Raw genomic sequence first — 13,740 nt, 5'->3', positions numbered from 1 at the left:
TCCATTGCCAGCATCATATTCCGCCAGCTGCGACTCAACCGAAAAGGCACACCACCAAGAACCATCTACACCTGGGACTACAAATTCCCCTTGCATAAATAACAACACAAAAAGCCGCCCTCTCCACCGGGCGGCTACATTTATATACAAATCAAACCCAAAACTCCACAACGTAACCAAGAAAGTAAACAACGCCCCCGCCAAACTAAACAACATTCCCATCCAACAAGACAACATCAAACGAAAACTAAACAACGCTATCGAAAAACTAAGAAACATCCTCCAAATATAGAAAGGGAAGTTCAATAAAAGATAAAATACAATAGCGATTCAAGAACATACGTATGGTACAATGAAAGAACAATAGAATAGGTAACTCAAGGGTGGTCAGCCCACTCCCGTATGAAAGGGGGTGGTGCCAATGTCAGTATTCGAGGCGCTAATGTTCGCAGTAGCTTTTGCAACATTAATCGTGTTAATACTCTCATTTGACCATAAAAATAAAAAATAACCCATCCTTGAGTTAGAGGCTCAGATGGGTTACTGCTCCAGATGGGCTGATCCCCTTATAGGGAACCTAGCTATTGCTGACCGTTTGACGCTCGACACGTCAAGCGGTCCTTTTTATTCTTTACTAGATCTACTCTCAATATACAGTATGCTGCAGAAGACTTCAAGAACCAGAACCAATAACTTAACAAGCAGAAGAAAGGGAAGTCTTTAGCTGGCAAAAAGACGGTTGAAAAAGTCTTTGCCAATCAAATCCAAGAGTTCACAACGAATCAAACAAACTACACAACACTCCAACTCAACTACATCCCGCCGAAACATCACAACACTCCGATCCAACTAAACAACATCCCGTCGAAACCAAACAACATTCCCAACCAACTAAACAACACTCCTATCCAACCAAATAACATCCCCGCCGAACTAAACAACACCCCCTCAACACCACACCCAAAAATCATCCCCCCACATCCCGCATATACTACTACCCACCAATCAAAAAGGGGGAACCACCATTTCACTCACCATCAACCCGCGCGTCCAACAAATAGAACCATCCGGCATCCGCAAAATCTCCAACCAGCTCATAAATTACCCCGATGCCATCAACTTAACCATCGGACAACCCGACTTTACAACACCCGAACCCATCAAAAAAGCCGCCCACAAAGCAATCGACGACAACAAAACTGCCTACTCACACAACGCCGGTCTCCTAGAACTCCGGCAAGCCGTATCCACCTTTTTCACCGATAAATACAGCTTCACCTACAACCCACAAACCGAAATCATCATTACAACCGGCGCAAGCCAAGCAATGGACACCGTATTCCGCACGATTCTCGAACCAGGAGACGAAGTCATCGTCCCCGCACCCATCTACACCGGCTACGAACCGCTCATCACACTCGCCGGCGCCACACCCATCTATCTCGACACAACAACAACCAACTTCATCCCGGATCCAACCCAACTAGAAAAGCTCATCACACCCAAAACAAAAGCAATCGTCTTCAACTATCCATCCAATCCAACCGGCGTCACCATCCCACACAAAACGATGGACGAACTAGCCGCAACACTCACCACTCACGACATCTTCATCATCTCGGACGAAATCTACAGTGAAAACACCTACCAAGGGGAACACCGCTCATTCGCTGAGTACCCCGAACTCAAAGACAAACTATTCCTCATCCACGGCCTGTCCAAATCCCATTCCATGACAGGCTGGCGCATCGGTTTCCTGCTCGCCGCCGCCCAGTGGATGCAACAAGCCGTCAAAGTGCACGCCTATAACACCATCTGCGCAGGCGTCCCATCCCAGCACGCAGCGATCTGCGCACTAACCGAATGCCAAGACACGCCTGCGGCAATGAACCCGGACTATATCCTACGCCGCGACTACATCTACACCCGGCTCTCTAACATGGGCCTTCCGACAGTTAAACCGGGTGGCGCATTCTACATCTTTCCTTCTATTAAAGAGTTCAACCTAACATCCGAACAATTCGCCCATACTTTGCTCGATGAAGCCCGAATCGCCGTCGTACCAGGCACTGCCTTCACACCATTCGGCGAAGGCCACATACGAATTTCCTACGCCTACGCATTCGACCAACTCGAAATCGCCATGGACCGACTCGAAACCTGGATAACCAACTGGCGCAACAAAGAACGCCACATAGTTCCAAATCCACCGTTATTGTAGTCAATAAAAAGTACCATTCTTGAAACAATCACCGAATAAAGGTATAATGTCTTTAGAAACGCATAACATAAAAAAAGACCGAGTGCGCTAACACTCGGCCTAGCAACTGCAAACCGCAAGAAGAGCGGTTGATCCGGTTTTAGACAGAAATAACCGTCATACCTTATCAGCGGGGGACGGTTATTTCTTTTTTACGAAGAAAATGATCAATGTGACTACAATTGTAAAGGCTGCTAACATTACAGTGCAAAGCTGAATTAGCAAATTTATCGATTCGTAAGTCGACATTGGCATCACCTCCATTCTCATGGAAGTGACCAACCGCCCACACTTCATATGCAATTACCAACTCTATTATAACACAAAAGGAACGTTTGTTCTATATTGCAGCAACAAAAATCCATCAATCGATTACTAAGAAATCAATAAAAACAAGCCCCTCGCCACCAGCAAGGGGCTTTAAACTTTTTCAACCAAACAACAAACCTCTCAATACCCCCGCAAAACATAGTATAATCATAGAAAAAGGAGGCACTACCATGAAAAAACACATCCCAACCCTACTACTCTCAGCAACTCTACTAATCGCATTCCAACCAGCCGCACAAGCTGCCACATTTACAGACGTGCCAACCGCACACTGGGCACACAAAGCCATCGACGCAATCTCCACCCGAGGCCTCATCAACGGCTACCCGGACAGAACTTATCGCCTCAACGAACCTGTCACCCGAGCCCAAGCCGCAAAAGTCGTCGCACTCGCCATCAACGCCAAACCGACAGCTGCATTCAAACCGAGTTTCCAAGACGTCAGCCCAGCCCATGGCGCATACGACCACATCCGCGCACTCACCGAAAGTGGCATCTTCACCGACGGGGACAAATTCCGCCCGAACGAGCCACTCACCCGTGCGCAAATGGCGAAGATACTAACACTGGGCTATAAAATAATCGTCGACGACAATGACCTTATCAAATTCCAAGACGTCATTAAGCTCAACCAAAACTACGGCTACATCACGACACTCGCCGAACTCGACATCACAACAACACCGCCAGGCGGCATGTACAAGCCAAACGATATCGTCACCCGCGCACATATGGCGGCATTCATCGACCGCACCACCAAATTCGAACTTGAGCGCGAAAAAGGCGTCATCTACTATGACAAAGCTCGCAGCATGTATATGGACAAATCCAAGCCTGATCCAATACCGCCAGTCATTGACACCCAAGACAATGCTCTCAAAACAGTTGAACTTGTCAATAAACAGCGCAAACAGCTAGGCGTAAAAGAACTCATTCTCGACGCTGATCTCTCAGCAATCGCTAAAGCCAAAGCACAGGACATGGCGAAAAATAACTACTTCGACCACAAATCACCAACATATGGCAATGTCGATGAAATGCTGAAGAAATTCAACTATAAATGGATCGCATACGGTGAAAATATCGCAAGAGGCTACATCGCACCTGAATCCGTCGTCAAAGAATGGATGATCTCGCCAACTCACCGCGCCAATATCGCAAACAACAACTTCACACACGTCGGTACTGGCTACGCAACCGACGCCAAAGGAAAACCGTATTGGGTCCAACTCTATACGCAAAAATAAAAACACACATAACCAAACAATATTTTCACCAAACTAAACAACAAAATACCAAATCCAACCATCTTACGAACTTCAAAACTGGGTATAGGTTATAATATAAAAGAACATACCCGTGAAAGGGGACTCACCAAATTGAAAAAAATCCAAACAGCATTCATCGCCATCATAACCCTGTTCCTATTTACACCAATCGCCCAAGCAAGTACACTCGACGACGTCAAATTCTTCGTCGAGACCTACTACTATGGTGACGTCCCAAAAAACCTCAACACCATGAAAAACGTAGACGATATCGTCAACTCACTCGACGAATACTCGCGCTACATGTCCGCTGGGGAATACCGTACCTATCTATCGGCCGTTGCTGTGGATGAACACCAACCATCGTCAATCCAAAACGTAGCAGCAACAACACCGACTAAATCACCAGCAAAACCAGAGCACCCAATCACATCATCCATGCTCTACGGCAACATCGGTTACATAAAAATCGCCACGTTTTCCGCCGACCTGGGCAAGCAAGTGGAAGCACACTGGACGAAGCTCAAAAAAAATGGAGCAACCGGACTCATCGTCGACCTGCGCTATAACGGCGGTGGCTACGTCGACAGTGCCGAGCAGCTTCTCGGCTTTTACCAAGGCGTCACCAACGCTTACTACTTATCCACACGCGAAGGTAACAAAATGATTAAACCGATACCAACCAAAACGAAATTCCCGAAACAATCATATGTGCTCGTCAATCGCTATTCCGCATCTGCATCTGAAATCGTCGCAGCGTCCCTCATCGATCAGCAATCCGCTACTATAGTAGGTGAGACGACGAAAGGGAAGGGCAGTGTCCAATCCTTCTTCGAATTCAACGACGGCAGTGCACTCAAACTGACAATTGGGCACTTCAAAGGACCGGGAGGAACACTAGTCCACAAAAAGGGTATCCAACCTAGCATCAAAACCGAATCGAACAAAGAACTGTTAGACATCCATCAGCGGCTCCTCAACGAGTCATTCAGCAACAAGCACTACAAAAAAATCGACAATCTCGACAATGTACCAACGACTAAAAAAATGACTATCCAATTTACCCAGCCAATGAACTTTAACAACGTACAAACGTCCAATAATATAGAACTCGTTAAAGTAGGCGGCGTAGCTGTCCCAATCACCATCAACCAAAAGGCCAATAACACAATTGAAATTGTTCCTAACAAAAACCTGCAACCCGGCGCTTCCTATGAACTCATCATCCACCCGGGCTTAAAAAACACCAACGGTCGCACGGTTAAACAAGGCACATACGTCCCAATCACTGTCAAAAGCGCCAGCTGACGCCATTGGGTACTTGGAAAAACTGGTGTATGGCCCCGGGGATATGTACACGAACACCAATTGTGCTATAATCAACAAATGTATATTGGTGCATCTGACCAATTAGTATTAATAATAGAACAAGCAATATCCGGAAGAGAGGATAATCATAATGAATACAAACCAACCTAAAAATATATGCGTCATCGGACTAGGCTACATAGGCCTACCAACAGCAGTAATGTTCGCCAACAGTGGCGTCCGCGTACACGGCATGGACGTCAACGAAAAAGCAGTTAACATGATCGCTAACAAACAACTTCATATAGAAGAGAACGGACTTCAAGAGCGTCTAGAAGAAGCAATCGACAAAGGGTACTTCACGGTTTCAACACAACCTGTCGAAGCAGACGTCTATATCGTGGCCGTCCCATCGCCAATCAACCCGGACAACACAGCAAACTTGGAGTACATCCGTAAAGCAACAGCTTCAATCGTTCCTTATCTAAAAAAAGGGGCATTGGTCATTCTCGAATCAACTGTGCCACCAAAAACAGTAGAAAATGTTATGTTGCCTGAGCTTCGCAAGTCAAACCTAGAACTAGGCGTAGAACTATTCGTCTCACACTCACCAGAGCGCGTTATTCCAGGCAAGATCTTCGAAGAACTCATTAACAACGACCGCATCGTCGGCGGCATCACGCCTGAATCCGCTGAGATGACAAAAGAGCTATACCAAACATTCGTTCAAGGGGAAATCCACCTAACTGACGCAACAACAGCGGAGCTCGTCAAAGTAATGGAAAACACGTACCGCGACGTTAACATTGCATTTGCCAATGAACTCGCAAAAATCGCTGAAACAATTGACGTCGACATATGGGAAGCTATCCGCTTTGCCAACTTCCACCCGCGCGTTAACATTCACACGCCAGGACCTGGTGTAGGCGGACATTGTATCGCAGTCGATCCATGGTTCTTGGTGGAATTAAGCCCGGAAAACTCGGACATCATTAAGAAGTCACGCCTGACGAACAACGGCATGCCGAAATTCACAGCGCAAAAAGCCAAAGCTCTTCTGGAACAGCATGGTATTCAGGGTGGTAACGTCGCAGTACTAGGTCTTGCATTCAAAGCCGACGTTGACGATTTACGAGAAAGCCCTTCGACGGAAGTTATTAAAGAACTTCAAAACTTGAATCTACAAGTAACTTCATTCGATCCACATATCAAAGAACTGCAACACCCGACACAACGCGCATCACTAGGCGAAGCACTTCAGGACGTCGACCTAATTATCCTGACGACGGATCATACGGAATTTAAAAACCTTAATCCGGAAACAGTCAACACTGGCGACACAAAACCACTCGTACTCGATACGAAAAACGCACTCAACCGAGACAAGTGGGAACAAGCCGGATTCCGTTTCTTTAAGCTCGGCGATGGCAAGAACAAAGGACTTTCTTCTATATGAAAGAGACCATTCTTGGCGTTCAAGTAAACACCGAAAACTACGACGAGTTAATACCGAAAGTCTTCCGCAACATCGAAGACAAGAAGAAATCTCTCGTCGTAGCCATCAACCCGGAAAAGCTTATGAAAGCAAAAGAAGACCCGGGACTCAAAGCGCTCCTTAATAGAGCCGAGTTCCAAATCCCGGATGGCATTGGCGTTATCATTGCGTCCAAACTAAAAAAGGGCAGTATCTCGTCACGCATTACTGGAATTGACATGATGGATCGCATTGTTAGGGAAGCAGCACGTACTGGGCGTACAGTTTTCCTGTACGGGGCGAAACCAGGTGTTGCTGATAAGGCGGCTCAACAACTAAAACAAACTTATCCAGATCTCATCGTGGCAGGAACACAGGACGGCTATGAATCAGACACTAGTAAAGTCTTAGAAACTATCAATAAGGCCAAGCCCGATATCCTATTCGTTGCGATGGGCTCTCCAAAACAAGAGCAATGGATTGAACAACATCGGGACAACCTATACCCAACGTTGTACCAAGGCGTTGGTGGTTCATTCGACGTCCTTGCAGGTAACGTCAAGCGAGCACCCGCCGCATTTCAAAAAATGGGTGCGGAGTGGTTGTATCGTCTACTAAAAGAACCAAGTCGACTTAAAAGGCAAATGAATCTGCCAAAATTCTTATTTGAAGTTTTCACACAAAAATAAGGTTGACACTCTTGTATTCCGGTAAAAGTGGTGCTAGAATACTAAAGTGTAAGGATAATTTCCTCTATAAAATATATAACAAACGCCATGCAGATCGAAATTTGGTTGGTTGACCACACAAAAAGACTCGAACAGTTCCCATCTGTTCGAGTTTTTTTGTGTCCGAAAAGCGGAAGGCGTCGTCTTAGATGCGGCAGGCATAAGACGAATTGGCGAAGCGGCGTTCTTTGCCGCACAGCCGAGTCGACTTATGACCCGAGCATCTGACGCCTAAAGCCTAGACATACCGAAAAGCGGAAGAGCCTGCTCAGCCCCGACAAGCGCTGAAGGCTTGCTGATGGCGCCCTTTGCCATTATCAGTAAGCTGAAGCGACTCGAGGGGCTAGGCACTGGAGTCTAGACAACCCCGAAAAGCGAAAGGCGCCGCACAGCCGAGTCGGCTTATGACCCGAGCATCTGGCCCCTGAAGCTTAGACAATAAGAAAAGTGAAAGGCCACGACAAGCAAGCCCCGGGTGCCAGTTACTGACACAACTCACAATCTTCGAATTGTGGCAGCAGCTGGCACCCAAAGTAATGAATAACAATCCTCCCAATTTGGAAAGAAAACCATTTTCCGCCATAAATTCAAAACAGATGAAAATAAAAGAATTCGATGTTTATGTGGACCAAGAAAACCATATAATTCCCACTTAAACACGCATAGGTAAGGCGAAAAGACTGGAGACCGTGCAAGGAATTCCAAATACATAATCAGCAGTAACTAGACACTAACAATTGAAATCGTTCTGTAACTTTAAACCAAAAGTCGTAAAATACTTGATATATATCAGATATGCGATAGAATGGTAGAAGCGGCTCAGGAATCTAGTAATGTTTCCAAAGGGATTTACTATATTACTAACTTGTAATTGACATCCTTGTCGTAATTATCTATACTTTAATCTGTAATGACTTCTATCTTTCATTTTGCCGTGGAAGTAGTTGACACAAATTTATTTTCTATCTAAGAGGAGGAAATTATTCAATGGCTAACCAACCATCTAAGTACAGCAAATTTTTAGTAGGGGCTGCATCAGCAGCACTAGTAGCATCCGCAGTAGCACCAGTAGCAAGCGCGGCAGATTTCAAAGATACGAAAGGTAACACGCACGAAGAAGCTATCAACGCTCTTTCTGATTCAGGTGTTATCAAAGGCTATTCAGACGGTACATTCCTACCAAACAAAACGTTGACTCGTTCTGACGTTGTTAAAATGATGGGTAAATGGCTTGTAACTGAAGGACACGCAATTCCTGCAGATGCAAGAACTAACCCACGCTTCACTGACTTGTCAACAAAGTCTAACGCAGAACTTCTTGACTATGCTGCAGTTGTTAAAGACGCAGGCGTATTCATCGGATCTAACGGTAAACTTCTAGCAGTTGATAACATCACTCGTGAAAACATGGCATTAGTGCTTGTTCGCGCATTTGATACTGTTGAAAAAATCGACTTGGCTACATACGTAGCTGGACAAGATTTCAAGCGTGATGTAAAAGATCTTACATCTGCAAAATCTGAAGCACGTGCTGCTATCGACGTTCTTGATTTCTTCGACATCACGAACCCAACAGTTGCTAGCTTTAATCCAAAAGGCAACACAACTCGTGGACACTTTGCTACATTCCTACACAAAACAATTAACGCAGACTTCTCTAAAGTAGCTGGCGAAGCAGCAGAAGGCGTTGTATCAGTTAAGGCTGTTAACGCTACTACTGTTGAAGTAGCTTTCAAAGAAGAACTTAAAGACGTTAGCGCTCTTAAATTCTCTATTGAAGGTCTAGCAATCTCTAATGCTGCTGTTAAACAAACAGATAGCAAAGTATTGGTACTTACAACTGCTGCTCAAACAGGAGACAAAGAGTACACACTTAAATCAGGTGAATCTACACTTGGTAAATTCAAAGGGATCTCTGGAGTTATTCCAACTAAGATCACTATGAATACAACTTCAACACAAGGTGTTGTTGGTAAAGAAGTTACACTTAAAGCTGACATCGGCGTTAAAGAAGCAGGAGTTCCTGTAACATTCAACGTATCAGCTGGTTCTAAATTGAACAAAGACCACATTGAAGAAGTAACAACGAATGCTGAAGGTATTGCAACTTATTCTTACACGCAATATGTTTCAGGCGAAAGCGATGACGTTGTTGCATATCCAACAGGCGCACCAGCAGTACGTAGCCTAGCTACAGTATACTGGGGAGTTGACACTATCCTTGCAATTACACCAACTGATGACAAGCAAGGTAACAGCGTAGCTAACGGAGCAAACAAAGTATACAAAGTTACATCTAAAGATCCTAAAACTGGTAAAGCTGTAGCTAACCAGAAATTGCATGTAACATTCGTTGAAAACGTTGGCGTTACAATTGACAAGACATCTAAAGCAACTGTAAACGGTACTAACCCTATGCAATTGTCTAACGGAACTGCAGCAGTTACTGCTGAAGTTGTAACTGACAGCAAAGGTGAAGCTACATTTACAGTGTCTGGTCATAACACAACAGTTACACCAGTTGTATTCCCTAACCAAGTAGTGAATAAAGAAGATGTTAACGCATGGGAAGCTACTAAACTACAAGCACAAGCGGCTGAAAAAGTAGTATTTGGAGCAACTCAAGCAGATTACGTAATCGATGTTACTCGTAGCGGCGAAGAAGCAGCGCGTTATGAAGCAAACGGTCGCGAATACAAAGTCGTTTTGAAAACTAAAGACGGTAAAGTAGCTGCGAACGAACTTGTTAACATTGCATTCAATGAAGACATTGACAGAAACATCAACACGAATACAGAAGCATACTTTACTGATGATGATAAGAAGATTCTTGTCGATAGTAAAACTGTTTCTCAACATACTGTGAAAACAGATGCAAAAGGTGAAGCTACTTTCACAATTAGCAGTGACAAAGAAAAAGACTATGCGACACCAATCGCTTGGATCGATATCAATACAAGCAATGCAAAAGAAGGTAAATTTGATGATGGCGAGCCATTCAAAATTGCACCAATTACTTACTTTGCAGAAGCTAAACTTACTGACGGTACAGTAAAAGCATACAAAACTGACGGTAAAGATTATAAAGAATTCACTGGTCTAGAAACAGCTACATTCAAATTTACTGCTGCAAACCAAAGCGGTAAAGCAATGGGTCTACCTACTGGATACAGCCATATCGAAGCTTCATTCACAGTATTCAATACTGGAGCTAACGATGTTACAGTAGACGGTCATGTTGTATCACCGAACCGTAGCTATACAACAACTAAGGTTGTTGGTACTAGTACTAGCGTTCCATCGATTGAAGTTAAATCTGATAAAGATAAAACAACATCTGTACGTGTAGTAGCGAGCGGGACAGCTATTTCAAACAACACTACGGACCGTGCAATCAATCTTGGAAACCACGAAGCAGTAGCTAACTTTACATCTACATCTGCAATCGGTGTTATCCACACTGGTATTGTTGAATCAATCGACACTATCAAGAAAGATATCAAGTTTGTTGGTAAAGACAAAATGAGCTATAAAGATGCTTCATTCAAAAACGTTAATGCAGTTTCACTTACACAAGCTGAGTTCGAAACTCTTGTGAAAGCTAACGAAGGAACAGCTAAAGTAACAGTTAAGAAAGACGGAGACAAGTTCATCTTTGAAATCGTTTCATTGAATCCGAATCTTTCTTCAACACTTGAAGCTATTAATGAAGCAGTAACAGATGCAGCAGTAGTAACTGCTCTTGATAATTCAGGGTTCGTACCTGCATTCAGTGCATTAAATGCTGCTCAAAAATTAACTGTAGCAAATGCTGTTCGTACACAACGTGCTGTAGGTGGTGTAACGGTATATACTGAAACTCGCTTGAAAACAGTTTACACGGCACAATATGCTGCAGTAGTAGCTACAGCAATTGGTAATGTTAACACTGCTGCAACTGCTGCTAATCTTGCTGCAGTACCTGGTCTAAACTTAACTGCATATAATGCACTTTCAGCAGCTGACAAAACTCTTGTAGAAGCAATCCTTGATGCTGGTACATTTGCTGATGTAGCTGCTCTACAAGCTGCTATTCCTGCAGCAATTGCAAAAAATGAAGTTGATAAAGGTCAAGTTGGAGTTAATACTGCACTTGGGTTAATTAATACAGCTCTAAACAAAGCAAGTGCAACGGCTACGACAGCAGAACTTGCTAATGCTAAAACTGTATTAACTACAAATGCTAGTATTGTAGGCCTTGATTTAACTGCATTTAACGCGGCTACTGCTCATCAAGATGCAGTATTAGGTTCTATTATGACTATTGCTGGTCCATCAACTTACACAGCAGCAGGACTACAAACTGCACTTAATAATGCAGTTGCAGTAGCTACTGATTTAACTGCACCAACTGTTACTAAAGCAGAATTTAATGCAACAACAGGCGATTTAGTATTAACATTCAGTGAAAATGTTAATGTTTCTGCAACAGCAGCAGGTACTATTGATTTCAAAACTTCTGCAAATCTAGGTGGAACTGTTGCAACACCTGCAACATCTGCTACTACTGCTACTAAGATAACAATAGCATTAACAAAAGTAGTTGCAGACGCACAATCATTTGGAGTAGATTCTAAAATTAATGGATTTACAAATCTAACAATTGCGGACGCAGCAGGAAATCCTTTAGCAATTACTGGATTAAATGTTACAGTAACACCTGTAACTACTCCTTAATAAAACTAAACGAAACGTTACTCTATAAGCTGACTTGTTCAGTGAAATGAGTGGAAACGAATACCCCGTGTCTTGCCTTTTGGTAGTACACGGGGTTTCTTTCTAACTACTACTTCCAATTGGTGGGTGAAACTCCTGCCCTTGTAAACAGTCAATCTACAAGTACCTAATCCTCCTGCATCCAGTGATGTGCTGAAATACACAAAAGGGATGAAGTCAGGTGAAGTCGTACTCGGTGGTCCCGAGGCGGGGTTCTTTAAAAGATTTTTATGGTTAGGCAGACGAATCCATGTAGGCAGGGTAAGCTAGTGTACGGTGCGAAATTAAGCTAGGAGTTCACTGTACATCCCTATAGATGCAATGCTATAGCGGCGATTGACGAATTGACTGTTAAACCGGTCGTTCTTACACCTGGATAGTGGGAACCTAATGAAATCAAAAAGAGGGATGGAAGTTGTGGAACGTTTGAAGTCTTGTTAGAAGAGGTGTATCAGCACCAGCGAGACTAGCAAGATGGCAGCAGGTTCATAGTAGTGTTGATAGCTAGCCGTTTGGACTTGTATGGTAACATACGAGAAGGGTAAAACTAGCAGGAGCGAAGGAACCTAGTCAGTAGTAATTATTCTATGATATGCTTATTTCCCCAGATTTAAGCTATCTACATTAATAGGGATCAATCATGAATTTGTGATTGGTTCCTATTTTTAGTTATTATATAGGTATATTTGTAGGAGTCATATTGCTTATTTAGTGGGATGATTTACTGTTGAGGGCGCTTGTACGGTGTAGGAATGAACTGAAAGTCACGTGAATGTGGTATAAGACGGGAATAGCGACAAAGAAAAATTACTTCAAGAGGCAGTAAAAGCGGCAAAAGCACAAGTAGTTGTAGATATAGCACAAGAAAAAGTGAAAGCTGTTACTGATCTTAAAGTCGACTATGACACAGCTGCTTGGGATGGAGTAATCTCTGCACAACAAAAAGTAGTGGATCAAATGAAGGAAGACGAATTGAAAGCAAGTGCAGTAATAAAATTGATTGAAGCACTTCCATCAGCGGATAAAGTAACAGTGGCTAACAAAGGACAGATTGAAGCAGCTCGTGAAGCATACAAACTGTTAACTGATACTCAAAAAGAACTTGTAGATGTAACTATCTTAGAAAAAGCAGAAGAAGCGCTTAAACAAGCAATTGAAGCCACTCCTCCTTTTTATACTGGAAAAGTTGCATTTAAAGCCACTAAAAACGGATCTACTTTCACTACAACAAACAAGGAAATTGATTTTTTTGTAAATGATGAAGGGTTTAAGGAAATCAAAATCTCCATGGGAGATGTGACTGAAGATTTCAAAACCAAGGTTGGTAATTTTACTATTACTGAGGAAATTGTCAATGGAACAACTTATTTTAGAGTTATTACAGATAAAGAATACTATGCAAGTAAAACACAAACTTGGAGAGCTAATGCTGATTCTGTAGATACATCAATAAAGGGAACAGTTAAGTTCCAAGCGACACTTACTCCATACCTGTCCATAGAGTCCCAACAATTTTATGACTGGTTCACGAAAAAATAATAACTACGGTGTTGTCGAACCAATGAATTTAGCGTTGAGTGGCTGTGTACCGCAATTATGACTGGAAACTACATTTGC

At 43.4% G+C, this 13,740-nt stretch carries 9 protein-coding genes; 8 read left to right on the top strand and 1 reads right to left on the bottom strand.

The window, feature by feature from the left end:
- Nucleotides 1–421: 421 nt before the first annotated feature.
- Both MKY15_RS04670 and MKY15_RS04665 read left to right on the top strand, forming a co-directional pair.
- Nucleotides 422–511, top strand: coding sequence for a putative holin-like toxin (locus tag MKY15_RS04670; protein WP_222617995.1), 90 nt, complete (start codon nucleotides 422–424; stop codon nucleotides 509–511).
- A gap of 468 nt (nucleotides 512–979) precedes the next feature.
- Nucleotides 980–2,221 (top strand): aminotransferase class I/II-fold pyridoxal phosphate-dependent enzyme, encoded by a 1,242-nt coding sequence (locus MKY15_RS04665; RefSeq protein WP_342539710.1) that lies wholly within the window; start codon nucleotides 980–982, stop codon nucleotides 2,219–2,221.
- 180 nt (nucleotides 2,222–2,401) lie between these two features.
- Here MKY15_RS04665 and MKY15_RS04660 read toward each other — a convergent pair whose 3' ends face one another.
- Nucleotides 2,402–2,509: a putative holin-like toxin gene (locus MKY15_RS04660; protein WP_222617994.1), complete on the bottom strand. Its 108-nt coding sequence runs from the start codon at nucleotides 2,507–2,509 to the stop codon at nucleotides 2,402–2,404.
- 251 nt (nucleotides 2,510–2,760) lie between these two features.
- Between MKY15_RS04660 and MKY15_RS04655 the strand changes: the two genes are divergently transcribed.
- The 6 genes from MKY15_RS04655 (at nucleotide 2,761) to MKY15_RS04630 (ending at nucleotide 13,662) form a co-directional block, all read left to right on the top strand.
- Nucleotides 2,761–3,837: an S-layer homology domain-containing protein gene (locus MKY15_RS04655; RefSeq protein ID WP_342539160.1), complete on the top strand. Its 1,077-nt coding sequence runs from the start codon at nucleotides 2,761–2,763 to the stop codon at nucleotides 3,835–3,837.
- A 132-nt stretch (nucleotides 3,838–3,969) separates the two neighbouring features.
- Complete coding sequence (locus MKY15_RS04650) at nucleotides 3,970–5,166, top strand: S41 family peptidase (protein WP_342539159.1); 1,197 nt, start codon at nucleotides 3,970–3,972, stop codon at nucleotides 5,164–5,166.
- 151 nt (nucleotides 5,167–5,317) lie between these two features.
- Nucleotides 5,318–6,622: a nucleotide sugar dehydrogenase gene (locus MKY15_RS04645; protein WP_342539158.1), complete on the top strand. Its 1,305-nt coding sequence runs from the start codon at nucleotides 5,318–5,320 to the stop codon at nucleotides 6,620–6,622.
- Complete coding sequence (locus MKY15_RS04640) at nucleotides 6,619–7,329, top strand: WecB/TagA/CpsF family glycosyltransferase (protein ID WP_342539157.1); 711 nt, start codon at nucleotides 6,619–6,621, stop codon at nucleotides 7,327–7,329. The genes MKY15_RS04645 and MKY15_RS04640 overlap by 4 nt, the downstream gene beginning before the upstream one ends.
- A gap of 1,026 nt (nucleotides 7,330–8,355) precedes the next feature.
- Entirely contained in the window at nucleotides 8,356–12,084 is a 3,729-nt protein-coding gene (locus tag MKY15_RS04635; RefSeq protein ID WP_342539156.1) for an S-layer homology domain-containing protein, read from the top strand.
- Between the two features lie 909 nt (nucleotides 12,085–12,993).
- Nucleotides 12,994–13,662, top strand: a complete 669-nt coding sequence (locus tag MKY15_RS04630) for a hypothetical protein (protein WP_342539155.1) — start codon at nucleotides 12,994–12,996, stop codon at nucleotides 13,660–13,662.
- Nucleotides 13,663–13,740 lie beyond the last annotated feature (78 nt).

The organism is Sporosarcina sp. FSL K6-1540 (assembly GCF_038620285.1).
GTDB lineage: Bacteria > Bacillota > Bacilli > Bacillales_A > Planococcaceae > Sporosarcina > Sporosarcina psychrophila.
The sequence above is the reverse complement of the archived record's forward strand: the minus strand, read 5'-3'. Positions and strand labels throughout refer to the sequence as shown.